We start from the raw sequence: 25,329 nt of genomic DNA on the forward strand, positions 1-25,329 counted from the left end.
AAAGTTAATTTAATTTTTTCGTTTGCTGAGATTGAGGCGCCATCGAATTCTCAGGGATTAATTTTGCCTCGGTCAGGTTATTTTCCAGGAAATATTTTTGTGAAACCGCTTGAATTTGCTCGGGGGTGACACGATTGATTCGCTCGATATAAAGCTCCGCGGTTTTCCAGCCAAGACCAATGGTTTCAAGGAGGCCAATTTCCATGGCTTGACCAAATATAGAATCGCGTTCAAACACTTTTTGGGCGATGATTTGTGTTTTTATTCGTTGCAATTCTTTCTCTGGCACTTTTTTCTGTTTAAGTTGTTTGATTTCCTCTAACATGCCTGCTTTTAAGTCATCTAAGCTATGACCTTGGCTTGGGGTGCCATATAAAACAAACTGAGTTTCATAGCGTGAATAGATGCTGTAAATCACATCGGTAACACTAGCTAAGTGTTTGCCTCGGACTAATTGCCGGCTAAAGCGTCCGCTGTCTCCTGCATCTAAAATACCCGCGATAACTTCAAGTGCATAAGGTTCATAGGAATCATCGCCGATAGATTTTACGGTTGGAACGGTGTATCCAAGCATGAGCATAGGAACTTGAGCGGGGGCGTTTACGATGATTTCTTTTTTGCCTAGTGTTGGTGGCTCAATTTGAGCTTTACGCTTGGGTAAGACTTTGGGTGTTAAGTGGCCAAAATATTGCTTCGCCAATTCATAAACTTGATTTGGCTTGACATCACCAACCACAATCAAGGTTGCGTTATTAGGTGCATAATATTTAGCATACCAATCACGAGCGTCTTCAATGGTCATTTGCTCGAGATCACTCATCCAGCCAATAACTGGGTGATGATAGGGAGAAGCGAGATGAGCTGCAGCTAAAAATCGCTCATAAGTTAATGCTTGAGGATTATCATCGGTTCTTAGACGACGCTCTTCTTGAATCACTTTGATTTCTTTATCAAATTCTTCTTTATCAAGCAATAGATTTTGCATGCGGTCGGCTTCCAACTCAAAGCTCGTTGCAAGATGCGGTGCGGCTATTTTTTCAAAATAAGCGGTATAGTCCGTATTCGTAAAGGCATTTTCTTGCCCTCCCAGCGAAGAGATGGTTTTAGAAAAAACACCAAGAGGATATTTCTTTGTTCCTTTAAACATTAAATGTTCAAGTGCATGAGAGATACCAGTAATGCCACCCTTTTCGTCAGCTGATCCAACATCATACCAAATCATTGAGACGACAACAGGTGCACGATGGTCTTCTTTTACCACCACTTTTAAACCATTGTCCAGAGTAAAATCTTGTGTTTTACTGTGGGTTAGGGGGGTTAGTAGCGTTAATAGAACCATTAACACAACTCGCATGATACACCTCAACTTAAAAAAAGTGATAGAATTCCACATTTCACCTAATTTGTATACCTATGATTAAATGGTTTAAGCGAAATCAAGACGAAAAAGATACGACAGCACCAGCGGCTTCGTCGGCAAAGTCCGAGGATCAACGTGCTTCATCTCCTCCTATTATAGCAGAGGAAGTTACACCAACGCAGCCACCGGAAAAGAAAGGAATTTTGGGTCGCTTCAAAGCGGGGCTCACAAAAACTAGACACCATCTTGGGGACGGGATAGGCCGCCTATTATTAGGTAAAAAGGAAATTGACGCGGATTTGTTGGACGACTTGGAAACCATGTTGTTAACCGCAGATGTGGGAATAGAAACCAGTCAGGCTATTATTGAAAAACTAAGCGATGGGCTTGCTAGAAAGCAACTAGCCGATGGGGATGCAGTATTTGCCGCTCTAAAAGTTCATTTACAAGCGGTTCTTATGCGTTCAACCGAACCGTTGACGCCAAAGACTGAGGGTGAGGGGCCTTTTGTTATTCTTATGGTTGGCGTGAATGGTGCGGGCAAAACCACGACTATTGGTAAATTGGCAAAGCAATTTCAACAGCAGGGAAAAAAAGTGATGTTGGCTGCAGGCGATACGTTTCGAGCCGCAGCGATTGAGCAATTACAAACTTGGGGTGAACGCAATAAAATTCCAGTAATTGCACAGCACTCGGGTGCGGATAGCGCCTCTGTGGTTTTTGATGCTTTGCAGGCGGCCAAAGCGAGAAACGTTGATGTATTAATCGCTGATACTGCGGGTCGATTGCATACTCAACATAATCTGATGGATGAGCTTAAAAAAATTAAGCGGGTCCTAAGTAAGCTTGACCCTCAAGCCCCCCATGAGACGATGTTGGTTCTAGATGCGACCATTGGACAAAATGCGCTAAATCAGGCGCGTCAATTTAATGAAGCAGTAGGGATAACTGGCATTACCATGACTAAATTAGATGGTACTGCAAAAGGGGGAATTTTATTTGCTATTGCTAATGAATTAGATATACCATTTCGTTATATAGGGATTGGCGAAGGAATTGATGATTTGCGTCCTTTTGATGCGGCGTATTTTGTCGATGCAATTTTCAATGATGATCGAATTTAATCAGGTCTGTAAACGATACCCCGGTGGGTTTGAAGCCCTAAGTGAAGTAAACTTTTCTCTAGAAAAAGGTGAGATGGCTTTTCTTACCGGTCATTCAGGAGCGGGGAAGAGTACGTTGCTCAAACTCATTGCCATGCTTGAAAAGCCGACTTCAGGTCAAATTATCATTCATGGCACAAGGCTTAATCAACTCAAAAAGCGCGACATCGCAGGTTTTCGTAGCACCTTAGGAATTACCTTTCAATCTCCTTATCTTTTAAATGACCGCAGTGTGTTTGATAACGTAGCACTTCCCCTAAAAATACAAGGCATTCATCCCCAAAAATTAACAAAGCGTGTTCATGCTGCATTAGATATGGTTGGTTTACTGAGTAAGGCCAAATTGTTGCCCATTCATCTCTCTCAAGGCGAGCAACAGCGAGTTGGCATTGCACGTGCCGTGGTGCATAAGCCCCAACTGGTTTTGGCCGATGAGCCCACTGGAAACTTAGATCCAAGCTTATCGTCTGAAGTGATGAAAATTTTTGAAGATTTTAATCAAGTTGGTGTAAGTGTATTAATTGCAACCCATGACTTGGCTTTAATTGCAGGGATGAGGCATCGCATTTTGATGTTAAGAGGTGGCCGCTTATGTTAAATCCATTGCGCACATATCTAGCACATCATGCACAAGCGGCAGTAAGCAGCTTGAATGCACTGTTGCAAAAACCATTAGCGACCTTCATGACCATTTTAGTTATTGCCATTACCTTAGCTTTACCAGTGCTACTTTGGGTATTTACCGTGAATCTTGAACAGCTCACGAGCCAATGGAAACAAACTGGTCATATTTCATTGTATCTGACTCCCTCCTTATCGAAAACAAAACAAGCAGCGACCCTTAGCCAGGTTCGTGCTATCAAGGGGGTCGGACAAGCTACACTTAAAACACCGGAAGATGGATTGGAGCAATTGCAGCAACAAGAAGGCATGAACGATATCATGAGTTACTTGTCTGAAAATCCGTTGCCGGCTGTGATTGAAGTTACACCGGCCATTCATATTGATAAACCGTCTGAAATTGAAACGCTATATCATCAACTTAAGGAACTTTCAAACGTCGATCAGGCAAAACTTGATATGCAATGGGTAAACCGCCTCCATGCTATACTTGATTTCGCATCAAATGTAGTGCATGGGTTAATGGTTTTACTTGCCATGGCGGTCATTTTAATTATTGGTAATACCTTGCGCCTTGCCATTCAAAGTCGCCATGAAGAAATCCAAGTTTTAAAGCTAATTGGAGCAACGGATTCGTTTATCGTACGTCCGTTTTTATATTCTGGACTTTGGTATGGTTTAGCTGGGGCTGTTTTGGCTATTTTGCTCGTGAATATTTTTTTATTGAGTCTTGTCATAGAAGCCAATCATCTCGCGGCTGTTTATCAAATGCATTATCCTTTAGCAGGATTAACTTTTGAGCAAATCTTGCTACTCCTGCTCGCAGCGACTATACTTGGCTGGCTGGGCGCAAGGCTGTCGGTTAAACGCCAGCTCGCATCTATTGAGCCCTATTATTGATGTGTATTATAATAAAACCAAAAACCCGCATCGTTGTTTCAACATATGGTCATTGCCTGCAATCAAGTGAGCAGTGACGAGAAGTAAGTTTAATGAAAGTATGGCTTTATCTAGAGGAATGAACATGAGTCTTCAGTTGCAACTTTCAACCGCAAACTTTCCATTAGGTAGTCTTGACGCTTATATCCATCGTGTTAATCAAATCCCTTTGCTAACGGCAGAGGAAGAAAGCGACTGCGCGCGGCGTTTTCATGATGAAGGTGACTTAGAAAGTGCACGCCGTTTAGTACTTGCGCATTTACGCTATGTTGTTCGCGTCGCACGTGGGTATCTAGGCTATGGCTTACCCCTTGGCGATCTGATTCAGGAAGGAAATGTGGGCTTGATGAAAGCCGTCAAGCGCTTTGATCCTTCTATGGGGGTTCGTTTGGTTTCGTTTGCCGTGCATTGGATCCGCGCTGAGATTCATGAGTTCGTCATTCAAAATTGGCGTATTGTTAAAGTGGCAACCACCAAGGCACAGCGCAAGTTATTTTTTAATATGCGCCAAATGAAAAAGCGCTTAGGTTGGATGACTAGTGAGGAGGTCGACGCGGTGGCGAAAGACCTTGGCGTATCCCGTGAAGACGTTTTGGTGATGGAAGAGCGCCTAAATGCTATGGATGCCTCCTTTGATGCTTCCGATTCGGATGAAGAGGACAGCAGCCATTACAAATCGATTCCTGCCCGTTTTTTACATGATGCGGGCAGCGATCCTGCTTATGTTCTTGAACAAGAAGACAGCAGTACTCAAAGCCATGAAAAACTTCACTTAGCCTTAGAGCGCTTAGATGAGCGTAGCCAAGATATTTTACAACAACGTTGGTTGTCTAATGAAAAAGCCGTCACACTCCATGCATTGGCTGACAAATACGGTGTTTCAGCTGAGCGAGTCAGGCAACTTGAAAAAAATGCAATGAAAAAATTGCGCGAATATATGGAAGAAGTAGCTTAAATCAATGGTATCAAATGTCCTACATGACCAAGTCGGCTTGTCATGTAGGAGACAACTATTTAATTATGATCAAATTCCATCCTAGCGTTTTACTGTAATTTACCACGTAATTCTTCTCGAGTGTTCTCATCTACGAAAGCGGATTCAATGGCCATCGATGTGATCTGATTTATCTGTTCGTTACTATAACCATACGCCTCTTGAACAATGCGATATTCTCGAGCTAGGTTTGTGGTGAAAAAAGGTGGATCATCTGAGTTAATGCTAATTTTTAATCCAGCCTCAAATAATTTAGGGAAAGGATGCTCACTAAGATTATTAAATAAACCTAATTTAATATTACTTGAAGGGCATAGTTCTAAAGCAATGCCGCGATCTTTAACCATAGCCATAGTTTCTGGTGAGTTGATGACTTGTACACCATGGCCAATACGTTTAATCGGTAGTGTTTCCATGGCTTCAACCATCCCACTGGCGGGTGCAAACTCTCCAGCATGAACCGTGCATTGAAGTCCTGCTTCAGCAGCAATTTGATAGGCTTTGCTAAATTGCCCAGGTGGAAAATTAATTTCATCCCCACCTAACCCAAAGCCTGTAGCACAAGGAACAGAATGGCGAGCCGCATTCTCTGCTACGCGCACAGCAGACTCTGCTCCAAAATGCCGCACCGCTGTGATGATAATTCGCCCAACGATATCAAATTCTGATTTTGAATCATCCACCGCTTTTTGAATCGCTTGTAGGTGTTCTATAGAAGGAATACCACTCGCTTTTTCAGCATGATCGGGTGAATACATCATCTCAACATAAATAGCACCTTCTTCAGCACAAGAACGTAAATAATCGTAAGTGATGTCATAATAATCTTGTGGCACTTTAATTAAATCTGCCACCACATCATAGACTTGCAAAAAGTGGAGGAAATCACGAGATAAATAACTGGTTCCATCTTCTGAAATTAAGTCTTCAGGGAGAGGAAGCTTATTTCGTTTTGCTAGAGTTCGTGCAAGGTTTGGTGAGATGGTACCCTCTAGATGAACATGCAATTCTGCTTTTTTTAATGACATTTTGCCCTCATTATTAAATCATGAATGGCAACTTTAATAAAAACCTTATAAAATTGCTACTAAGTTTAATTGGTTTGTTGGAAAGAATATGAGTGCACAAGATATTGATAAATCCTTTGTCAGCCCCATCGATAAATTTTTATATGAATACGATGCAAAGCATGAGAAAACTCAATCGCAGTTAAAAGAAATCAAAAAGCATCAACGCATTGCCAATCTTCGCGATAATCCTGAAGCGGGTAAAAAGCAGGATGAAATCTGGAAGGATTTCTAGGATTAGTTGACTATTTACTTTTGTGAAGTGAACATGTGAATGATTAAGAGCCAATTAACTGCATTTACAGCCGTGAAATGAAATGTCAACAGGCCCTAAGCATTAACCAAACGCGGCGTGGATTAACTTATAAGACAGTATCGTTAAAAGAGAAGCTGCTGGTAATGTTAAAATCCAAGAAGTAAAAATATTGCGAATCACTAATAGGTTTAACGCACCAATACCTCGTGCGAGGCCTACGCCTAAAACGGCACCAACGAGTGTTTGTGTCGCAGAAACGGGAATACCAATCGAGGTGGCGACCACAACCGTTGTTGCTGCTGCAAGTGTTGCAGCAAAGGCGCGACTTGGTGTAAGCGCTGTAATGGAACTTCCTACGGTTTCAATCACTTTCCTACCGTACATCAATAAGCCTGTGACTACTCCAACGCATCCTAACAAGATGATCCAGGCAGGATAATCGGTGGCTTCAAAAGGTTGATTGGCGTCCAAAACGAGAGAGTGAATAATGGTTAAAGGACCAACAGCTAGAGAAACATCGTTAGCGCCATGAGCAAAAACCATGGCGCAGGCGGTAAGCGCCATTAAAACAGCAAAATATTTTTCGACTTGTAAAAAACGCTCCCGTCGTCTTAAGTTGGCCCGCTCTGGGATACGGCGAATAAACAGCAAGCCAATTGCAGTTAAGGCAATACTCGTCAATAAGGTTACTATAATATCTTGCTTCAGATTTAAGCGTATGTCGAAGTGGTTTAATCCTTTAAATACAGTAATAAAAGACAACACAGCACCGATTAAAAATAAATAAATGGGAATAAAACGTTTCGCTTTCGCTAACGGATCACTTTTGACAAAAATGGCTTGTTGAATGCTGATAAATAAGGCATAGGCTGTAGTACCTGCGATTAAAGGTGAGGTAACCCAACCGATGGCAATATGTGAAACCTGGTTCCAGTGTATGGCATTTTTTCCTAACACGATGCCACCAAAACCAACCATTGATCCTACTAAAGCGTTGGTGATAGAGACGGGCAAGCCATAGTAACTAGCCAGATTCATCCATATCGTGCATGCTAATAAAACGCTTAGCATTCCCTGGATTAAAATGTAAGGATGAGTGACTAGCTCACTCGTGTTAATGATTCCATCACGCATGGTTTCAGTAACACCCGTTCCACCTAGAAATGCACCCGCAAATTCAAATATCACGGCAATGAGCATGGCTTGCTTAACCGTGACAGCTTTAGACCCCATCGTTGTGCTCATGACGTTGGCTAAATCATTGGCACCAACGCCCCAGGTCATAAAGAAACAAAGGAAGATGGCGAGAATAACGTATATCAGTGTTAAATCCATAGGGAACTTACCGGGCTATGAGAATTTGTAGGCGACCACCTACGGTTTGAGCATGGTCGGCTAAATCACCAATCCATTGGACAAGTTTGTATAGGAAAACAACTTCAATAGCAGGTAAATCCTTTTCCAGCTCAAAAATGCGATGACGAATGTCTGCTAATTTATCATCACTGTCGTGCTCGATTTCATCTAGCGTTAGGATCATTTCTTCAACAATTTTTACTTCACTTCCCCGAAAACCGGTCTCGAGTAGCTCGTCCAATTCATTAATGGCTTTGCAAGCTTGCTTTGCGGCATCGAGTGAGCGATTTAAAAAAGGCATGAAAAGGTTAGATAACGTCTTAGGAATTTGCATTTTCCGACTAATAATCAGTCCGGCAATATCTTCTGCTTTATTAGCTATGCGGTCTTGAGCACTTAAAAGCTCTAAGAGATCGGTACGTGAAACAGGTAGAAAAAGACCCGTTGGTAAATGTAAGCGAAGATCGCGCTTAATCAAATCCGCTTCTTTTTCAATTTTTGAAATCTTATCACGAATAATGAGCGCTTCATCCCAATTATCGTTTAATACGGACTCAAAAAAAGGGTACAGTTGTTTGGCACAAAGATAGACTTTGCGCATATGTTGTTCAATGGGCCGGATAGGCGATGGGCCAAACATGTTGAAAATACGGCTCATGATTTACGCAGTTCAGCGGAAAAATGGGGTAATTATAGCTAAAAAAATACGATAGTGAAATGGTTTGAGTTGTTTAATAGGATACTTTTATAAAAGAAATAAGGTTCAAATAATAATCGCTTAATAAAATCTTAAGTCTTTATGGACTATAATTACGTAAATTTGGATAATTTATTAAATGAATTAAGATGTTAACCCCAGAAGTTTTAAATACTACAAAAGCTAGCTTATCTATCTCAGGCGATAAGCAAAGAACTGATCCTGATTTTGGTAAATATGAATCTGGATTATCTGATTTTTTTAATCGGTTTATTGCAGATAGTGCAGTACAACCAGACAGTTTAGAATATATTCGGCGACAAATTGCTGGTGATGGATTTTCAGCCTCCTTTGACAAAGCTAGCAGCAACAAAATGACTTGGAGCTCAATTTTTGCTCTCGCAGCGTTAGCCACCATGAGAAAAAACACGTTGCCTTTGCATAGTCCTGAAAGAACATTTTTAGAAACACTCTTAAACACACTAAGTAATGGTTGGGTAGAAGGATTTACCCGTTTTATGAGACCAAAACAAGATCTTTTGGAAAATATAAAATCCTCCTTAAACCAATGGATAGAACAATATGATGTTGAGTTGGAGAACCCAACTCAAACAAAAGAAACGCTGCTTTCCTTATATGCAATTGTTTGTTCTTTAGAAAAAACAATGAATAGTAATCGCTTCGTTTCAGAAGACTTAAAATCCTGGGTAAGAGATTGTAAAACGCAAATTGAAGCCAAATATAATACCTTTGAGGCAAAACAATCATTACAAGCTAGTCATGTATTGATGGAAGCTCAATTAAACTCTAATTCAATGTCGCTATTTACTGCTTTAAGACAAGCTACGGCTCGTGAAAAAAACAAGTTAATTACTTATTTAGAAAGACTCGAAACTTTGGATATTGAACAAGCTAAACGTTTGCAAGATTTAAACCAAATTCTAGCTACTTCCAATCGGTCATTCGCGTCTTTTTGGCAAGCTTATGATACGGAAGCCAAATTTGGTCAATTAATGGACGATTTGAGTTTGTCAGATAAAGAACGTGCTGAATGGCGAGAATATTACAATTGGGAGCATGGAAGCCGTTTAAGTAAAATTACTGCGGCTGTGTGGAGTGGTGGTTGGGGAATACCAACCTGGTTTGGTGGCATCAAAGCAAATGCTCTATCTATTCCTATTATTCAAAACAAAGTAAGAGATTCCTGGCTAAAAACAACTTCTGGGCTGCTCAGCCAAGTTGGAAGTTTAGAACTATTGGAAAAGCCAGGTGCAATTTCAGATTTTATTCAGCAAACGAGAACGGTTACCCACCGCACTAAAGAACTTATGGAAGAACTGGAAATGCTTGAACATTCTGATGAATTAAAAGAGGTTGATATTCAACGATTAATTTCAAGCCAAGGTTCGTTTTTAACTGACTACCATGATAAAAATCTAGCGAATGCTTATACAACGTTTAGACAAACAATCGAAAACATTGATGAGCTAACGGCAGAATTAGAAAAGCAAGCAGTCATTCTCCAAATGCTTGATGAGATGCAAGTAAAATTGACGGCTTTAAAGGATGCTGGAATAGACATGAGCACGCTAAATGCTAGATTTGAGGAAGTAGTGGATGAGATATCTCAAAAATCGCTTAATGGGTTGTTAGATATTGAACCTGATGTCCCAGTAGGATCGAAATTAACTAATGCGAAAACCCAAATTCAAGACATTTCTGACTCTTTGCAAAATATGAAATCCAGTATGATCCATATGGCTTCATTTCTTCAAGAGCAAAAACAAGAAGAAGTACTCATACAGGCAAGCGATTTAATCGATGCTCGGAGCAATAAGCTGGGGCATAAAATTCTATATATTTTTTCTCCTTCTTACAGACGCTTTTTTAAGGGATTAAAAGACGCAATTCAACAAGAGAAGGAACAGGCATTTGAAAAAATTGCCGAGATGTTTGGCTTAAAAGATGGCAAAGACGTAAAAGTAAAAAAACCATTTAACTCGCTCAAAAATTCTGTGGTTGCAGTTGCTTTATTTGCTCAAACAAATAAAAGTGAAGCCAACCAAGATCAAGATCAAGAACAAGTACATGAAACAGACCAAAACGCTCCTCGTAGCGGATCTTAATCATCTTTCCTCGGGGTGCGTTCCTGTTTCGCGCTTACCCCGAAATACTTGATATCCCAGTTGAAGAAAATAGTTGAACTCTGCACTGCGATAATTTATCGTTTCAAATCATAACTTATCACTGTGCAAAAATAGTGACTAACAAAGGAAAAGCGATGCGTATTGCTAGTATAAGAGGCCGTGAAATTTTAGATTCAAGAGGCAATCCCACCGTAGAAGCAGATGTGTTTCTAGATAATGGGCTAATGGCTCGAGCGAGCGTTCCATCGGGTGCTTCTACTGGAAGCCGAGAAGCGTGCGAATTACGTGATAAAGATCCTAATCGTTATGCAGGCAAAGGGGTCTTACAGGCTGTGAAGAATATTAATGAAACAATCAATCATGCACTTGAAGGTTATTCAGTTGAGGATCAAGCAGTGATTGATGCTCGCCTATGCGAGCTTGATGGTACAGAAAATAAATCCAATTTAGGCGCTAATGCTATTCTTTCGGTCTCTCTAGCCTGTGCAAAAGCATATGCCAAAGCGACGAATACTCCGCTATTTCAATCTTTAAACCGGCATGAATCAATGTCTATGCCTGTGCCTATGATGAATGTGCTCAATGGCGGAGCGCATGCTGATAATAACGTCGATATTCAAGAATTTATGATCATGCCAGTGGGTGCTTCTGATTTTCCTAGCGCCCTACAAATGGGCACGGAAATCTTTCATGTATTAAAATCTGTGCTCAAGAAGCAAGGATTAAATACAGCTATTGGAGATGAAGGTGGGTTTGCGCCTAATTTAAAATCGAATCGTCAGGCTTTAGATATGCTGGTAATGGCTGTTGACCAGGCCGGTTATCGTTTAGGCTCGGAGGTATTTTTTGCGTTAGATGTAGCGGCTTCAGAATTGTATCGCGCTGGAAAATATGAGCTTAGCTCTGAGCAAAAAATATATAGCAGTGACGAAATGATTCAGTATTACGCTGATTTAGTGCAGCAATACCCAATTGTCAGTATTGAAGATGGCTTGGATGAAAGTGATTGGACAGGTTGGAAAACAATGACCGCTGAATTAGGCTCAACCATTCAATTAGTTGGCGATGATTTGTTTGTAACCAATGCAAGTATCTTACAAAAAGGCATTAGTGAAAAAACAGCCAATGCTATTTTAATTAAACTCAATCAAATTGGCACGTTGACTGAAACAAGACAAGCCATAAAGCTTGCCCATGAAAATAATTATCGGTGTGTTATGTCTCATCGTTCGGGAGAAACCGAAGAAGTATTTATTGCTGATCTAGCTGTTGCCACGGGGTGTGGGCAAATTAAAACAGGCTCACTTTGTCGCACAGATAGGGTCGCCAAATACAATCAATTATTGCGAATTAATGAAGTCGCTAACGCACCTTATGCAGGAAAAGCCGCCCTAGGGATTTAAATCATTAGTTTGGTTATAAATCCTAGGAGCGTTTCCTATATTCACTGAGAGTCCTATTATGCGATTATTCATAGGCTGCTTGCTGTTAGTGTTGCTTGGGTTACAATATAAGTTATGGTTGGGTGATGGCAGTATTGTTCAATGGGTAGCCCTTGAAAAACAACTCGCCCACCAAAAAGAAGAAAATAAAAAGCTGTCCGCACGTAATCGGGCTTTAGAAGCCGATGTGATGGAGCTAAAATCAGGAGATCAGGCCCTTGAAGAGCGGGCTCGCTATGAATTAGGCATGGTCAAGGATGGGGAAGATTATTATCACTTTGTGGATTAAACCAGAATTAGCTCGATGGCAAGGTTGTCGGGATGTTTATCCCATAAACTGACCACATAACCTCCATTTCCTGAGCCCGTGGGTTTTACTGCCAGAGCACCAGCTTCTTTCAGAAGTCGCATATGTTGAGCCAAATTATCACTGATGAGTCCCCAGGCTTTAAAACAATCATTCGCAAGATTGATGGCTTTTGCCAATTGCACAATGGCATTGGGGGAAGATTGACTTAATGCTGCTTTTGCATCGATAACTGCAGTATTCATTTGCTCATCAATGGCCTTAGCTTGTAAAGGATTTTCTTTTAACAAATGGTTTACTTGGGTAATGCAGTGAGAAGTAATGCCAATTTGATCTGAAGAAGATAAACACCATATTGGCTTCCAATGTTGGATAATCGGGGTAGTTTGGCCATTTTGAAAATACAACCCTGAGTGAGCAGCAACGCCTGCAATGTCCAAACCACTGCTTTTGCCATGAAACAGATTTTCTAGTTGTTTTGCAAAGATTTGCCATGCATATTCTTCGAGTAATCCCTGAGCTTCAAACCAGCGCGTTACTGCAACACTTAGTGCTGCAGAAGCGCCCATTCCAACCCCAATCGGTATGTTGTTTTGTATAGTAAAATGACCAGAAAAATGATTAATCGATTTTCCTAAAATTTGCATTCCATGCTCTAAGACGCTCCAAAACAGTAAATGAAGATCCTCTCCATCACTGCCTTTAAAGTCGGCTGTTAAGTTCTCTGATGATGCTTCATATCTTAAGGTTAATTGTTTTTCTTTAATGGGGAAAACCAATGCCCCGAATCCTCGCAAAACAGCATGCTCTCCAGCAAGGATCCATTTTCCATGAGTGGTTGTTTGAAAATCAGATGAGGTCATAATTTCCTAGCAAATATTTTTTCTTAAACTGATTGGCCAGTTCTTCTTGATCAGGGCGGTATAATAAATGAATATTTGGGCCGGCGTCCATGGTCACTATAGGGCCATCGTCAATTTGTTGCCAAAGTTCTTGTAATAAGTTTAAGGCTTGGTGAGATTGCTCGGTCATGTAAGTAAAAGGATTGATACAAGTAGTGAAGAGTTTATGCATATCATGAAACTCGCGCCAGCATATTTGATAAGCGCTTTTCCAATCCTTTTGTTCAAAGGCGGCTAATAACGCCTTAAGGTTGTTTTCTGCTTGTTCAGCGCGGGTAGGGTATAACTTACTGGTGTGAATTCGCATGTGCGCTTCACGAGATGAGATTTTTTTTTCATCATGACTGATTACAATAACTTGATGAATGAGATTCTTATAAGGCATATCGATGGCTTTGACCGTCTCTTCTCGCCATAATGCCCAAGGAGAAAAAAAAGAACGACAAGAAGAGCCTGATCCTAATCGACTCAATTGAGCTTGTTCTTCAATGGAGGGTATGGGTTTGTTCGTCAGTTCGCTAAGAGCAAGTACTGCGCATTTCGTTAATGCAGCAAAACTTGAAGCAGAGCTCGCTAGTCCACTACTGTGGGGAAAATTATTGCTGGAGCGAACCATAAACGCACCATCATAATTAAAATGGGATTTTAAACGTGCTAAATGATCTAAAAAACGATGTTGTGCTGTTTGACTCAGTTCAAAGGGTTTTGCGCCAGGTATGGTTAGTGGCGCCCAATCATCCTTGCGGCCGGGTTTGGTTTCAAGCTCAACACTGCTTAATAGCTTATTCAATGTATAAGAAAGCGATGAGTTGATGGGGATATTTCGCTTATCGTCTTTTTTGCCCATATATTTAATTAACGCGATATTGGATGGGGCTTGGGCGAACCATTGCATGGGAGAGCACTCCTTAAAATGCGTAAATTTAAAATAGTTAGTTTCTATTGGATGGCATCAGCTATAGACGCTAATGACCTGGTGTATCATTCCATAAAATCTTATGTAATTGTAGTTGAAAGCGAACATTGATTTGATCCTTCACAATCCAGTTGGCTAAAGTTGACGGCTCTAATTGTCCCCAACTGGGTGAAAAAAGAATGTGTGCTTTATTCTGTAATTGATGGGTTTCAATAATGGTTAATGCCCATAGATAATCCTCTCGACTACATAAAACAAACTTGATTTGATCGGTGTTTTTTAAATGAGCGAGGTTTGTATACAAATTCTTGTCGCATTCATGAGAATCAGGTGTTTTTAAATCCATAACAACCATAACACGCTTATCCACGAGTGAAATATCTCGAGCGCCGCTGGTTTCCAAAGAAACGAAATAGCCTTTATCACAAAGTAAGGTCATTAAATCAAAACAGCCAGGTTGTGCAAGGGGTTCGCCACCCGTTATGCAGATATTTAAACAGTTGTATTCAGCGATGCGGGATAAAATATCATCATAGGAAACAATATTTCCCCCACTGAAGGCATAAGCTGTATCACAATATTGGCAACGTAGGGGGCAGCCGGTTAATCTGACAAACACTGTTGGTAAACCAGAAGTCGTGGACTCTCCTTGCAAGGAGTAAAATATTTCAGTAATTCTTATTTGGTTGTTCGAACGTGCCATATGCTTATACCGTATAAATTCGCCCTCCTTGATGATTCAATCTAACTTAACGTAAGTTCGATATCAGAAAAATCCAAATTTTCTGATATCGAACGAGCTTAGGTACCTAACGCGTTTAATTTTGCTGTTGCCAGTTGTGCTGTATTTGTATCAGGATAATTTTTAACCACATCACGTAATCGCTGGCGAGCTTCTTCCTTTTTTCCACTTGCAGCGAGTGCATAACCACTTTTCAATAGGCTAGCAGCGGCTTTGCTCGAAGAAGGATAATGTTGTAAAACAGCGTCAAAATGTTGAATCGCTTCTGGGTAATTTTTCTTTACTAAGTATAGCTCACCTAGCCAATACTCTGCATTGGGTTTGTATCCACTTTGTGGATACTGATTAACAAACGTTTTCATGGCATTTAATGCTTCATCGTATTGTTTGTTTTTTACCAGTTCATAAGCAGCAAGATAGCTTATTTGTTCATTCGCCGGATTGGTTTTAGACACATTGGGGGGCGCTAATTTTGAAGAGCTGCTCAAAGGTGTGGTTTTAATTGGATCTGGTTTAGTTGCTTCCTGTAATGCATTCGATGAGTTTGGTTTGCTCGTAGTAGATGAATGATTGCTTAACCGCGAATCTAAATCCTTGTAAAAAGCGAGCTGTTGTTGCTGAAGTAATTTTAAATCATGAGCCTGGACTTCAAGCTGACCACGAAGCTCCTGCACTTCTTGTTGTAAGTGCTGGACTCTATCAAGTAGAAGGGCATTATCAGGGGCACTTGATGTTTCATAGCCGTCATAAGCCATTGGAAGATCATCTGAAATGGGTTCATTAGCTTTGGCAATGGGTGCTTCGTCTACTAATTCAGAAGCGCCAAGTTCAGGCTCATCGACAGCAAGTGGGGTCATGTCATTGAATGCTAAGTCCCTATCAGAGTGTGCAGCAGGCCGTTCAAACTCGGCCTGCTGGTCATCTAACATCGCATAATTTTCACTTTCATCCACGACGGGGACTTCAGCAAGTCCATTACAGGGCAAAAGTATAGCAAAACATAGTGGTAGAAATAAGCGATGATTTTTTATCATTGGGTTGCCTCATAGATTAGTTCAACTCGTCGATTTTGGCGTCTGGATGCTTCATCGTGCCCATAACGAACTGGACGCTCTTTCCCATAACTGACTACTCTAAATTGGTTACGATTAACGCCAGCCATTCGAATCAGATCAGCGACGGTATTTGCACGACGCTCACCAAGGGCAACGTTATATTCGCGACTGCCACGCTCATCGGTATGACCGGCTAATAATATTCGAGCGCCTGGGTGATTTTTTAAATATTCAGCTTGGGCATTGACAGAAGGAACATATTTAGAAGCTAAAGTACTATCGTCGTAAGCAAATAGGTATACTTGATTGTGAGGAGCGCGAGTCGTATAGGACTCACCTTCTTCTTGGCCCGCAAAGCGACTGTTTAATTGACCTAAACCTTGTGCAGCCAGACCTCCATCATCTTCGCCACCCATTCCAGCACTTCCAGGCGTTTTGGAGCAGGAAGCAAGCAAAACAATACTCGCAGCTAATAATCCTGTTTTTAATACAGTTCGGATACGCATTCTGATCTCCTTGAAAATCTAGGCAATATAAAAGGTTTAAATAAAAGCCACAATCAAAGCGGGTTGATTTGCACACCGCTTAAGGCGGCTCATTGTACATTTTTTTTTTATTTTCTGCTATGAGCACCCCGATCACTATCAATCGTATTTATGACAAACTCGGTGAGCTCAGCCGTATAAAGTTTGCTGGCTTGATTAGCCGCTAATACCCCTCCATAGGGCGATTCACTAGGACAAGGAATATGATGAGTAAATATTCGAGAAGCAATCACCTGATTGATTTTAACATTCGTGACCACATTCTTAACTATGAGATCTAAAACACTAGGCTTGCACAAAAAATTTTGTTGTAATGAGATTAATTGGGTATCTAGACGATAATCTGAGCGATCGGCATAAGGAATTGAGGTCACGGCATAAAAATAACGACTGGACTGAAGGCTTTGTACAATTAAGGGAAACAACATGCCCGCTGGGGCATCTATCCAAGCATTCTTTGTAAAAGGGCTTAACTCAAAAGGTTTAATCACATAAAGCATTTGTGATGTCTCATAACCAGCCATCGCAACAGGTTCTGAAACAAGTATCGAAGTGGATGGATGCTTTATTTGGACCGCTTTGCTGCTAAATTCCGAGAGCTTATACTTATTGGTTATAGGGGCTTTCACAGCGCAAGCCGATAATACGCAAACTAGTATGACTGTTCCGATGAGTCTCACATTCATTCTCCCGGTCCGGGTGGTGGGGGCGTCGTTCCCCTAATGATTACGGCAGGATTTTGTCGCATCTGCTCACTGACTTTTTCTAAATTCGCAGCAATATCATCTAACCGGCGAAGCAATATAACTGCAGGCGGTATGGTTTGTTGGGATATTTTATCAATGGTATCTTTTCCGACTTTCATGGTCGATGTCACTTGTCTTCCGGCAGTAGACATATCGGCAGACATCTCAGTAAATTTTTTTGTAGCGACTCGAAGTTCATTTAAAGCTTTTGGAAGTTCATTTAAGGCGGAGTTGAGATTTCGAGCATTTTCTTTAGTCAAAATACGTTTAAATCCTTCACTAATCTCATTTAGATTTTTTTCCAGCTGATGAAAAAAAGAAGGCCTAGAGGGTATAACCGGGTATCGCTCTCCGGGCGTTCTTTGCAAAGGAAGAAAGGTAGAGGTGGCGGGTGATAAACCAAGATAAGTTGTTCCTGTGATCCCTTGCGTAATCAACGTGGCATAGGTGGTGGTTGTAATGGGAGTTCCTGCTTCAACTTGAATAATAATTCTAGTTTTTTGAGGGTCGGTTTTACTGAGTTCTATTTTGCTGACTTGTCCGACTTTAACACCGTTGTATTTTACTGGCGATTCCTCAGATAAACCAGCGATTGATTCGTGCATGTAAACAATATAACGATTATATGTTTTTCGATCAAAGCCGATCGAAAGCCACAAACCAGCGGCAATTAAGCCTGCGGTAAGCAAAATGACCGTCAATCCTACCAGGGTATAATTAACTTTTGATTCCAAGCACCTTGCTCCCGTCTGACTTTATTATGCTCTGCTACCCCTCACATTTTCGCTTAGTCAATGCAAATGTCAAATTACATTTTACTAAAGTAATCAGCAATAAGAGGGTTATCATTTTTCATAAGGGATTCAATGGGTTCGACACTGAGTATTTTTCCCTTACCAACAAACGCCACACGATCGGTGATTCGTTTTAAAGATTCTACATCATGACTCACAATAACCACAGTAAGGTTAAGCGCATCACGCAAAAATAAAATCAACTCATCAAATTTTTTAGCACTAAGAGGGTCAAGACCCGAAGTCGGCTCATCCAGAAATAAGAGCTCAGGATCCATAGCAATTGCCCTAGCAGCTGCCGCGCGGCGTTGCATACCCCCACTGAGTTCGGATGGGAATTTTCCAGCCGTTTCTTTTGAAAGGCCAACAAGACTTAATTTTAACATTGCTAGCTGCTTCTGAACGTTTGAATTCAGTGAGGTTAACTCTTTCATGGGAAACATAATATTTTCAAGCACCGTTAAGGATGAAAATAAAGCGCTGTGCTGAAATAGCATACCCCATCGTTGTCTAATTTTATTGGCTTCTTGCTCGCTGATGTTTAATACATCTTTACCAAATACTTTAATAGAACCTGCTGTGGGCTTTAAAAGCATTAATATACTACGTAAGATGGTTGTTTTTCCGCTACCGCTTCCTCCAATAATAGCAAGTATCTCCCCTTGATTAACGGTCAAGTTGACATCGGAATGAACCCATTGTTCTCCTAAATAATTTTTTAATCCTTTAATTTCAATAACCGGATCACTCATGTTTAGATATCCAACCAGCTATAAATAACAGAATAAATGGCATCCGCAACGATGATTAAAAATAGTGCTTGGACCACACTTTTGGTGGTTTGTTTACCCACGCTATCGGCATTGGCTTCTACACACATTCCTTGAAAACACCCAACGATAGCAATAAGAATGGCAAACGCAGGCGCTTTATAAAGTCCTAGTTCCAATTGTTTAAACCCTACGGAATCTTGGAGCCTGCTTAAGAAATCACTATAGCCAACATGAAGCATAGTTTTTGACATGATCATGGCACCTATGGTGCTAAATAATACCGACCAGAATATTAATAAGGGAAATACAATTAATAGCCCCACAACCCTAGGGAGCACTAATAATTCTGTGGGAGATAGTCCCATGGTGTAAAGCGCATCGATTTCTTCATTGATTTTCATGCTGCCTATTTGAGCGGTAAAGGCAGAGCTTGTTCGACCAGCGACAATAATGGCCGTGATTAAAGGAGAAAACTCACGAAAAATGGCCATCCCTGAAAGATAAGCAATGAATATATTTGCGCCATACGTTTCAAGTTGAAGGCCCATCTGATATGCCAAAACGACGCCAATCAAAAAGGACAATAAACCAATGATGGGTAGAGCCGTGACACCTGAATTATAAATGGTTGAAACAATACTTGGGAAATGAAACCGCCTGACATGATGAAATGCTTTAAAAAGCTTATCACTTAAGTCACCAACGAGAATCACTAATCCTTGGCCTTGATCTATTTTATGAACCGTCTCAACACCAATATCGTGTAAAAGACCATTTTGCTCTGGTGGGGGAGGTGTATAGTTTAAAATGTCTTTTTTTTCTTCTACAAGGGACAATAAATCCTGCTGTTGTTGAGTAAAATGATGGAGTGTTAAAGAATTATCTCGTTCTTTAAGTGTTGTGATGAAGTTAAATAAGAATAAAGCCCCTGCGCTATCGAACTGAGATAATTCACCACGAATCTCGATTTTCGAAGTGGAGGGTAGATGAATGCCTCGAATTTGATCCTGTAACTCAGCCATATTATGAATAGACCAGTCTCCGATACAGGTATAGCGCTTTTTCTCAGTATCAAAAGTTAGCTGGGCAGGAGTCTTTGTCATCAATTGATTGCCATCAAAGATAGAAAAGCCTAGGATAATACGAAACCAGGTCATTCGGCAAAGTTCATGCGTGCAATAAATTCTTTTCGCAGTTTTTTTTGGAATATTGACCCCGGATATTTCAACCTAAAACTTGCGACTAAAACGATTTTAGCCATTGTTATTTCTTTATGGATTGTACGTGATGAACCGATGCTAACAAACTTGTTAGCCGGTATTGGAAGTGGTTTTGCAATGCAAGGTGTTGTAGCCAAAACTATGCGGTATCGTGCTTTTCATGTTTTTGCATTCGATGTTTTCTATTTCACAGTGTTTATTTTGGGATTAATGGTTCGAGAGTCTCCAATTTGGAGTGCAGTGCTCTTAACTGTTCTAGGATTTATGGTGAATTACATTCGCCGATTTGGCCTGGAAAAAAGCATCGCTCCTTTTATGGTATGGATTTTGTGTTTTTTAGCCACAATTCTTCCGTTTAAAAGCGCAGAGACAGCTTGGCCACATGTTTATGGATTGTTAGTTGGTCTTGGAGTATCTGCAGGAGTCATTTTATTTGTTTTTCCGGATAACTATCGTCAACTGTTTTTGAATAATACGAATCTTTTTTTTAAAGCGTTAAGTGAAGGGATGAACGAGCTTCGCGCACAGCTCCTACTCGATAAACCAATCCGTGATTATTGTGATGTTTCATTCGTTCGAATTAAACAAACGTTAAAAAAATTGGCTGATTTAAATCAAACCATTATTCATAGTTCAGCCTTTGTAGAGGAAGAAACCCAATTAAGCTATAGTACGGCCGATCTGTTTGCGCTGATTAATGCCTATTCTTTAGCGCTTGATGCTTTTTATGATTTGTGGCAAAAGAACTTGGATATTCCTCGCGCTACCCGTTTAACACTCTGCTTAATGTGTAAACAATGTGCCAAGTTTTTCTCATTTCTTCACATGAACCCCGATTTTTTAATTCATAAAACAAAAGCCTACCGATTTATTCCCAACTTGGGCGAACGCCTAGGAAAAACCCCCTCCGTTAGACCGGATTTAATCATTGCATTGTTAAATTTTAAGCTTAGCTTCGAATTACTTAGTCAGAGCGCGACTAAATTACTTCGGAACGAATATGAATCTTAGAAATACAACCAAGATGGGACTACAGGCAGCAGTGGCCATCGCTATAGCGGAATTAATCAGCTTAAATTTTAAGGTAGAGCGTGGGTATTGGATCACGTTAACTGCCATGGCTTTAACCACCCAAACTTGGGGGGAAAGCATAAAACGTTCGTTTGAGCGAGTAGGTATGACTATTTTAGGGGGTGCCGCCGGCACAGCATTATATTTTACATTACCTGCAAATACCGAGCTTATCGTGGTATTTTTATTGTTTTTTGTTTTTTTTACCTCCTTCATGATGCCTATTTATCATTTAATTGCTGTGTTTTTTTTGACGTGCTTTGTCGTGTTTTTATTTGCCTTAATTGGCCAGTGGAACTGGAGTATGTTGGGTACAAGAATCATCGATACGGCTTTAGGTGCGGCCGTCGCTTTAACGGTTGGAAATTTTCTTTTTCCACTAAAGCGAAACGTCACGTCTATGTTCGTTGATTATTTGAAAAAAATACGTGCTTCCTTAACGATGGTGTTTAATTCTAAAGACATTCGAACGTATGTTTCTAGCCAAAATCTAGCGGTAGAATTTCTCATGATAAAAAAAGAAGCTTTGGCAATTCGTTATCAGTTGCTATTTCATCGCTTAAATACCCAGGAATTTAATAGCTTATTGAAATATGTAGGTGCAAGTGCTCATTATGCTATTCATTTAATTGAATCCTATCCTTGGTTAAAGTGTCGGTTAAGTAATGACGAAATTCCGTTGGTCCGTAAAGCGGCTGAAACCACGGAAGAAAATATAAAAAAATTGATTGAATTATTAGAACACAAGAAGAAGGGAGAAATGTGCCCTGCCGCCGATGTTTCATGTTTATTACAGCGAGAAATCAATACTTCTCCTGAGCGCTTTGCAACGTTAGAAAGTGATGCCTTAGGATTTTACAACCTCATGTATTTTTTTACCGAGCTAAATGCAAACCTAAATCATGTCTTTGATCTACTAGTTAAAGAACAGGGTTAATGATTCTAGTTCCTAGTGGGATGATGTGGTAAAATTCAAACCAATTTTAAATGTGGTGTGATATGACGATGTCTGATGATTACAGTCAGTTTGAACAACGCAAGCAAGATCATATTGATCTGGCCCTGATGCAAACAAATCAAACCAGTGAATTAAATCCGTTTGACCGCATGACCTTAGTTCATGAAGCGTTACCCGATATGGATTTTCATGAAATTGATATTCGTGGTGAACGTTTTGGTAAAACGCTATCCAAGCCGTTTATCGTTTCTTCTATGACGGCAGGGCATCGGAATGCTGTGAATATCAATCGTAATCTCATCGCCGCTTGTGCTGAGCAAGGATGGTCCATGGGCGTTGGTTCACAACGGCGTGAACTCACGGATGAGAAGGCAGCCGAGGAATGGCGTATTCTGCGGCAAGAATTCCCCAATGTAACGCTCTATAGTAATTTAGGAATTGCACAATTGGTTTCATCTTCCTTGGAACAAATCCAGCAAATTACTTCAGCATTGAATGCAGAGGCTTTGATTATTCATTGCAATCCACTGCAAGAATGCATTCAACCTGAAGGGACGCCCAATTTCAAAGGTTGCTGGGATGCCCTTGCTAGAATGGTAGAGTGTTTAATGTTACCTGTTGTTGTGAAAGAAACCGGTTGTGGGTTTTCAATACCTACGCTCATGCGATTAAATGAGATAGGTGTGAGCGCGGTCGATGTGAGTGGATTAGGTGGAACACATTGGGGGCGAATAGAAGGCCATCGTGCAAGTCATGATCCTATCCGACAAAGTGCGTCCGTATCTTTTAAAAATTGGGGCATCGATACCATTCAAAGCGTCATGGACGCTGTCTCAATCGCACCTCAGTTTGAAGTCTGGGGTTCTGGGGGCGTGCGTCATGGCTTAGACGCGGCTAAATTGTTTGCACTTGGGGCGAGTACGGTAGGTTTTGCTAAACCGATGCTGACTGCCGCATTAGCTTCTTCGGATGCGGTTATCGAACAAATGACTATGATTGAATATGATTTAAAAGTTGCTATGTTTTGTACTGGCAGCCGTATTTTGCATGAGTTAAAGGAGAAGGCATGTCGTTAAACAAAAATGCCAATGAATTATTCCAAGGGTTTTCAAAACTAAGTCGCGAAGAACGCTTTAAGCGACTCTTAGATCTCGGGGCTTTAACAACCAGTGATCTGACTTTTTTGCGTCAAGGCGGAGTTAAAGATACGAATCTAGCGGAGAAGTTAATAGAAAACGTCATCGGATATTTTCAATTGCCTTTAGGGGTTGCAACAAATTTTTGCATTGATGGCAAAGATTATGTCATTCCTATGGCGGTGGAGGAAACGTCTATCATTGCTGCTTTATCGAAAACCGCTAAATGGATTCGACAATCAGGAGAAATTCAAACCAAGATCGAAGGCGATTGCATTTTAGGTCAGATTCAAATTGCAAACGTTAAAAACTTTGAAAAACTCGCGCTTCTTTTTGCTGAAAATAAACCGTTTTTTATTGAAAAAGCCAATGAAGATGTCGCGTCTAGTATGGTTAAACGCGGTGGGGGTGTGGTGGATTTAGAGCTTCGCAAGCTGCCTCGAGAAGATGGTGGTCTTATGGCGGTTATTCATTTGAAGATGAACAGTTGCGATGCAATGGGCGCCAACATCATTAACCAAGTGCTTGAATATTTGAAAACACCGATAGAAGCCATCACAGGTGAAGAAGTCACCATGTGTATTTTATCCAATTTAAATGATCAAAAACTTACAACTGCAAAAGTCATTATAAGAAACGTTCAGCCTGAGCTTGGTGAGCGATTAGAAGAAGCTTCGCTATTCGCTGAGATGGATCCCTATCGTGCTGCCACTCATAATAAAGGTGTAATGAATGGAATTGATCCCGTACTAATCGCCACAGGAAACGACTGGCGTGCGGTTGAGGCGGGAGTGCACGCTTACGCTTCAAGAAGTGGTCGTTACAAGGCCATCACACAATGGCGTTATCAGGATGGTGAGTTAACCGGTGAATTAACAGCACCGATTATTGTTGGCACTGTTGGCGGTGTTACTTCCTTACATCCAACGGCTAAGATGTGCCTTCGCATGATGGGAATTGAAACCGCGAATCAACTATCACGGGTAATTGCTGCGGTTGGACTGGTCCAAAACCTTGGTGCAATTAAGGCCTTATGTACCGAAGGTATTATTCAAGGGCATATGAAACTTCATATTGATAACCTTTTAATGGTAGCGGGGGCGACTGATGAAGAAATGCCCTTGCTTAAAGAGCGGTTACAGAATTGGTTGCACCTCTACAAACGCGTTAGTTTGAACCATGCAAGTCAATTATTAGCTGAAATTCGAAACGTGGCATCTCTCTAATGGTTTGGTCGATTCCTGCAAAAACATTTTTACTTGGGGAATATGCGGTTTTAGCAAATGGTCCCGCGCTCATTTTAACGACCTCTCCTTGTTTTAAGATTAGCATGGTTGCTGAGTCCAGTTTGTCCGGAATACATCCTGAGTCTCCTGCCGGAAAGTATTGGACTAATTGCAAACAAGCAAAAGGTTTAAGCTTTTATGACCCTTATCATGGTTTAGGAGGAATGGGAGCTTCCAGTGCTCAGTTTATTGGCGCTTATTTAGCGAGCCTTACTGATTCAGAACCCGTTCATGTTTCTTCTTTATTAGAAACGTATTTTAACTACGCCTGGAATGGCAAGGGTCTTTGTCCCAGTGGGTATGATGTGTTAGCACAAATTTCCTGGGGATGCTCATACCTTAATAAATATGATGAAATTATTTGTCCTTACCCTTGGGTTTTTGATGATCTTGCTTTTATCTTATTGCACACCGGGCAAAAACTCGCAACGCACAACCACCTGCTTCAAGTGGGGTTACCTGATAACCTTACCCATTTACAACGACTTGTTGAAAATGGAAAAGACGCATTTAACACAAAAGATAGTCAGCTTCTCGTTGAAACGGTCAATGCCTATGCTCAGGCATTGTCTGAGTTAAATCTGGTGGCGAGTCATACTTATAAGTTACTGCAACAGCTCAAGAAAGAATCTGAAGTCCTAGCTGCTAAAGGTTGCGGTGCGATGGGTGCTGATGTGTTATTTGTATTAATTTCTAAGACCGAGCATGAGGCTTTTTGTAAAAAATTAGTTCATAAGGGATTAAAAATCTTAGCCACTACAGAGGATTTATACAGTAAAGCTGGGTTTGTTGAAAATTTTATGCACAAAACACTTGAAATTTCGGCCTGATCCGGT

26 protein-coding genes are annotated in these 25,329 nt (G+C 40.8%); 13 read left to right on the forward strand and 13 right to left on the reverse strand.

The genetic code is table 11. The annotated features are described in order from the left end of the window. Positions 1-4: 4 nt before the first annotated feature. Entirely contained in the window at positions 5-1,354 is a 1,350-nt protein-coding gene (locus E1O41_RS04510) for a M16 family metallopeptidase (protein WP_131776130.1), read from the reverse strand. A 59-nt stretch (positions 1,355-1,413) separates the two neighbouring features. Between E1O41_RS04510 and ftsY the strand changes: the two genes are divergently transcribed. From ftsY to rpoH, 4 genes are all read left to right on the forward strand, one after another. Then, positions 1,414-2,484 carry a signal recognition particle-docking protein FtsY gene (gene ftsY / locus E1O41_RS04515; RefSeq protein WP_131776131.1) on the forward strand — a complete coding sequence of 357 codons (1,071 nt, stop codon included), beginning with the start codon at positions 1,414-1,416 and terminating at the stop codon, positions 2,482-2,484. Next, positions 2,471-3,121, forward strand: a complete 651-nt coding sequence (gene ftsE / locus E1O41_RS04520) for a cell division ATP-binding protein FtsE (RefSeq protein ID WP_131776267.1) — start codon at positions 2,471-2,473, stop codon at positions 3,119-3,121. Before ftsY ends, ftsE begins: the two co-directional genes overlap by 14 nt. Continuing rightward, complete coding sequence (gene ftsX, locus E1O41_RS04525; RefSeq protein WP_131776132.1) at positions 3,115-4,044, forward strand: permease-like cell division protein FtsX; 930 nt, start codon at positions 3,115-3,117, stop codon at positions 4,042-4,044. Before ftsE ends, ftsX begins: the two co-directional genes overlap by 7 nt. A 124-nt stretch (positions 4,045-4,168) precedes the next feature. Then, entirely contained in the window at positions 4,169-5,038 is an 870-nt protein-coding gene (gene rpoH, locus E1O41_RS04530; RefSeq protein ID WP_165481103.1) for an RNA polymerase sigma factor RpoH, read from the forward strand. Positions 5,039-5,127: 89 nt separating this feature from the next. Here the strand turns inward: rpoH and E1O41_RS04535 are convergent, their stop codons facing one another. Then, a complete protein-coding gene (locus E1O41_RS04535; RefSeq protein WP_131776133.1) occupies positions 5,128-6,105 on the reverse strand; it encodes an adenosine deaminase in 978 nt (325 codons plus the stop codon). An 88-nt stretch (positions 6,106-6,193) separates the two neighbouring features. Between E1O41_RS04535 and E1O41_RS04540 the strand changes: the two genes are divergently transcribed. Further along, on the forward strand, positions 6,194-6,379 hold the full coding sequence (locus E1O41_RS04540; protein WP_131776134.1) for a CBU_0585 family protein: 186 nt from the start codon (positions 6,194-6,196) through the stop codon (positions 6,377-6,379). A 102-nt stretch (positions 6,380-6,481) separates the two neighbouring features. Here E1O41_RS04540 and E1O41_RS04545 read toward each other — a convergent pair whose 3' ends face one another. Continuing rightward, entirely contained in the window at positions 6,482-7,735 is a 1,254-nt protein-coding gene (locus E1O41_RS04545) for an inorganic phosphate transporter (RefSeq protein WP_131776135.1), read from the reverse strand. A 7-nt stretch (positions 7,736-7,742) separates the two neighbouring features. Then, on the reverse strand, positions 7,743-8,414 hold the full coding sequence (locus tag E1O41_RS04550; RefSeq protein WP_131776136.1) for a TIGR00153 family protein: 672 nt from the start codon (positions 8,412-8,414) through the stop codon (positions 7,743-7,745). A 188-nt stretch (positions 8,415-8,602) separates the two neighbouring features. Between E1O41_RS04550 and E1O41_RS04555 the strand changes: the two genes are divergently transcribed. From E1O41_RS04555 to ftsB, 3 genes are all read left to right on the forward strand, one after another. After that, positions 8,603-10,579 carry a hypothetical protein gene (locus tag E1O41_RS04555; protein WP_131776137.1) on the forward strand — a complete coding sequence of 659 codons (1,977 nt, stop codon included), beginning with the start codon at positions 8,603-8,605 and terminating at the stop codon, positions 10,577-10,579. A 155-nt stretch (positions 10,580-10,734) separates the two neighbouring features. Next, on the forward strand, positions 10,735-12,003 hold the full coding sequence (gene eno, locus E1O41_RS04560) for a phosphopyruvate hydratase (RefSeq protein WP_131776138.1): 1,269 nt from the start codon (positions 10,735-10,737) through the stop codon (positions 12,001-12,003). Positions 12,004-12,061: 58 nt separating this feature from the next. After that, positions 12,062-12,331, forward strand: coding sequence for a cell division protein FtsB (gene ftsB, locus E1O41_RS04565; protein WP_131776139.1), 270 nt, complete (start codon positions 12,062-12,064; stop codon positions 12,329-12,331). On the opposite strand, the gene E1O41_RS04570 is transcribed toward ftsB, so the two are convergent. The 9 genes from E1O41_RS04570 to E1O41_RS04610 form a co-directional block, all read right to left on the reverse strand. Continuing rightward, positions 12,328-13,212, reverse strand: coding sequence for a mevalonate kinase family protein (locus E1O41_RS04570; RefSeq protein WP_131776140.1), 885 nt, complete (start codon positions 13,210-13,212; stop codon positions 12,328-12,330). The genes ftsB and E1O41_RS04570 overlap by 4 nt on opposite strands. Then, positions 13,199-14,146, reverse strand: coding sequence for a diphosphomevalonate decarboxylase (gene mvaD, locus E1O41_RS04575; RefSeq protein ID WP_131776141.1), 948 nt, complete (start codon positions 14,144-14,146; stop codon positions 13,199-13,201). The genes E1O41_RS04570 and mvaD overlap by 14 nt, the downstream gene beginning before the upstream one ends. A 70-nt stretch (positions 14,147-14,216) precedes the next feature. Further along, a complete protein-coding gene (queE, locus tag E1O41_RS04580) occupies positions 14,217-14,870 on the reverse strand; it encodes a 7-carboxy-7-deazaguanine synthase QueE (protein ID WP_131776142.1) in 654 nt (217 codons plus the stop codon). 98 nt (positions 14,871-14,968) lie between these two features. Beyond that, on the reverse strand, positions 14,969-15,943 hold the full coding sequence (gene ybgF / locus E1O41_RS04585) for a tol-pal system protein YbgF (protein WP_131776143.1): 975 nt from the start codon (positions 15,941-15,943) through the stop codon (positions 14,969-14,971). Beyond that, positions 15,940-16,470, reverse strand: coding sequence for a peptidoglycan-associated lipoprotein Pal (gene pal, locus E1O41_RS04590; protein WP_131776144.1), 531 nt, complete (start codon positions 16,468-16,470; stop codon positions 15,940-15,942). Before pal ends, ybgF begins: the two co-directional genes overlap by 4 nt. 107 nt (positions 16,471-16,577) lie before the next feature. Then, the gene (locus E1O41_RS04595) at positions 16,578-17,195 is read right to left on the reverse strand and encodes an ABC-type transport auxiliary lipoprotein family protein (protein ID WP_131776145.1); all 618 of its coding nucleotides are present in this window, start codon (positions 17,193-17,195) and stop codon (positions 16,578-16,580) included. Continuing rightward, positions 17,192-17,989, reverse strand: coding sequence for an MlaD family protein (locus E1O41_RS04600; protein ID WP_131776146.1), 798 nt, complete (start codon positions 17,987-17,989; stop codon positions 17,192-17,194). The genes E1O41_RS04595 and E1O41_RS04600 overlap by 4 nt, the downstream gene beginning before the upstream one ends. A gap of 74 nt (positions 17,990-18,063) precedes the next feature. Beyond that, entirely contained in the window at positions 18,064-18,801 is a 738-nt protein-coding gene (locus E1O41_RS04605) for an ABC transporter ATP-binding protein (RefSeq protein WP_131776147.1), read from the reverse strand. Positions 18,802-18,803: 2 nt separating this feature from the next. Further along, positions 18,804-19,925: an MlaE family ABC transporter permease gene (locus E1O41_RS04610; protein WP_131776269.1), complete on the reverse strand. Its 1,122-nt coding sequence runs from the start codon at positions 19,923-19,925 to the stop codon at positions 18,804-18,806. Between the two features lie 66 nt (positions 19,926-19,991). Here E1O41_RS04610 and E1O41_RS04615 point away from each other — a divergent pair, with 66 nt between their 5' ends. From E1O41_RS04615 to E1O41_RS04635, 5 genes are all read left to right on the forward strand, one after another. After that, positions 19,992-21,053, forward strand: a complete 1,062-nt coding sequence (locus tag E1O41_RS04615) for an aromatic acid exporter family protein (RefSeq protein WP_131776148.1) — start codon at positions 19,992-19,994, stop codon at positions 21,051-21,053. Then, the gene (locus tag E1O41_RS04620) at positions 21,043-22,050 is read left to right on the forward strand and encodes an FUSC family protein (RefSeq protein ID WP_131776149.1); all 1,008 of its coding nucleotides are present in this window, start codon (positions 21,043-21,045) and stop codon (positions 22,048-22,050) included. The genes E1O41_RS04615 and E1O41_RS04620 overlap by 11 nt, the downstream gene beginning before the upstream one ends. Positions 22,051-22,118: 68 nt before the next feature. After that, positions 22,119-23,147: a type 2 isopentenyl-diphosphate Delta-isomerase gene (fni, locus tag E1O41_RS04625; protein ID WP_131776270.1), complete on the forward strand. Its 1,029-nt coding sequence runs from the start codon at positions 22,119-22,121 to the stop codon at positions 23,145-23,147. Then, positions 23,138-24,433: a hydroxymethylglutaryl-CoA reductase, degradative gene (locus tag E1O41_RS04630; protein WP_131776150.1), complete on the forward strand. Its 1,296-nt coding sequence runs from the start codon at positions 23,138-23,140 to the stop codon at positions 24,431-24,433. The genes fni and E1O41_RS04630 overlap by 10 nt, the downstream gene beginning before the upstream one ends. Then, entirely contained in the window at positions 24,433-25,323 is an 891-nt protein-coding gene (locus tag E1O41_RS04635) for a hypothetical protein (RefSeq protein WP_131776151.1), read from the forward strand. Before E1O41_RS04630 ends, E1O41_RS04635 begins: the two co-directional genes overlap by 1 nt. Positions 25,324-25,329 lie beyond the last annotated feature (6 nt).

Source organism: Legionella impletisoli (assembly GCF_900639875.1).
Taxonomy (GTDB): domain Bacteria; phylum Pseudomonadota; class Gammaproteobacteria; order Legionellales; family Legionellaceae; genus Legionella_A; species Legionella_A impletisoli.

Excerpts from the sequence above, each read along its gene's own strand:
- E1O41_RS04535 (WP_131776133.1), bottom strand. The coding sequence starts at position 6,105 with ATGTCATTAAAAAAAGCAGAATTGCATGTTCATCTAGAGGGTACCATC.
- ybgF (WP_131776143.1), bottom strand. The coding sequence starts at position 15,943 with ATGATAAAAAATCATCGCTTATTTCTACCACTATGTTTTGCTATACTT.
- E1O41_RS04635 (WP_131776151.1), top strand. The coding sequence starts at position 24,433 with ATGGTTTGGTCGATTCCTGCAAAAACATTTTTACTTGGGGAATATGCG.
- rpoH (WP_165481103.1), top strand. The coding sequence starts at position 4,169 with ATGAGTCTTCAGTTGCAACTTTCAACCGCAAACTTTCCATTAGGTAGT.
- E1O41_RS04510 (WP_131776130.1), bottom strand. The coding sequence starts at position 1,354 with ATGCGAGTTGTGTTAATGGTTCTATTAACGCTACTAACCCCCCTAACC.
- E1O41_RS04630 (WP_131776150.1), top strand. The coding sequence starts at position 23,138 with ATGTCGTTAAACAAAAATGCCAATGAATTATTCCAAGGGTTTTCAAAA.
- E1O41_RS04550 (WP_131776136.1), bottom strand. The coding sequence starts at position 8,414 with ATGAGCCGTATTTTCAACATGTTTGGCCCATCGCCTATCCGGCCCATT.
- E1O41_RS04615 (WP_131776148.1), top strand. The coding sequence starts at position 19,992 with ATGCGTGCAATAAATTCTTTTCGCAGTTTTTTTTGGAATATTGACCCC.
- E1O41_RS04620 (WP_131776149.1), top strand. The coding sequence starts at position 21,043 with ATGAATCTTAGAAATACAACCAAGATGGGACTACAGGCAGCAGTGGCC.
- E1O41_RS04545 (WP_131776135.1), bottom strand. The coding sequence starts at position 7,735 with ATGGATTTAACACTGATATACGTTATTCTCGCCATCTTCCTTTGTTTC.
- E1O41_RS04605 (WP_131776147.1), bottom strand. The coding sequence starts at position 18,801 with ATGAGTGATCCGGTTATTGAAATTAAAGGATTAAAAAATTATTTAGGA.
- ftsY (WP_131776131.1), top strand. The coding sequence starts at position 1,414 with ATGATTAAATGGTTTAAGCGAAATCAAGACGAAAAAGATACGACAGCA.
- mvaD (WP_131776141.1), bottom strand. The coding sequence starts at position 14,146 with ATGCAATGGTTCGCCCAAGCCCCATCCAATATCGCGTTAATTAAATAT.
- E1O41_RS04610 (WP_131776269.1), bottom strand. The coding sequence starts at position 19,925 with ATGACAAAGACTCCTGCCCAGCTAACTTTTGATACTGAGAAAAAGCGC.
- E1O41_RS04570 (WP_131776140.1), bottom strand. The coding sequence starts at position 13,212 with ATGACCTCATCTGATTTTCAAACAACCACTCATGGAAAATGGATCCTT.
- pal (WP_131776144.1), bottom strand. The coding sequence starts at position 16,470 with ATGCGTATCCGAACTGTATTAAAAACAGGATTATTAGCTGCGAGTATT.
- eno (WP_131776138.1), top strand. The coding sequence starts at position 10,735 with ATGCGTATTGCTAGTATAAGAGGCCGTGAAATTTTAGATTCAAGAGGC.
- queE (WP_131776142.1), bottom strand. The coding sequence starts at position 14,870 with ATGGCACGTTCGAACAACCAAATAAGAATTACTGAAATATTTTACTCC.
- E1O41_RS04595 (WP_131776145.1), bottom strand. The coding sequence starts at position 17,195 with ATGAATGTGAGACTCATCGGAACAGTCATACTAGTTTGCGTATTATCG.
- E1O41_RS04540 (WP_131776134.1), top strand. The coding sequence starts at position 6,194 with ATGAGTGCACAAGATATTGATAAATCCTTTGTCAGCCCCATCGATAAA.
- ftsX (WP_131776132.1), top strand. The coding sequence starts at position 3,115 with ATGTTAAATCCATTGCGCACATATCTAGCACATCATGCACAAGCGGCA.
- ftsB (WP_131776139.1), top strand. The coding sequence starts at position 12,062 with ATGCGATTATTCATAGGCTGCTTGCTGTTAGTGTTGCTTGGGTTACAA.
- E1O41_RS04555 (WP_131776137.1), top strand. The coding sequence starts at position 8,603 with ATGTTAACCCCAGAAGTTTTAAATACTACAAAAGCTAGCTTATCTATC.
- fni (WP_131776270.1), top strand. The coding sequence starts at position 22,119 with ATGTCTGATGATTACAGTCAGTTTGAACAACGCAAGCAAGATCATATT.
- ftsE (WP_131776267.1), top strand. The coding sequence starts at position 2,471 with ATGATCGAATTTAATCAGGTCTGTAAACGATACCCCGGTGGGTTTGAA.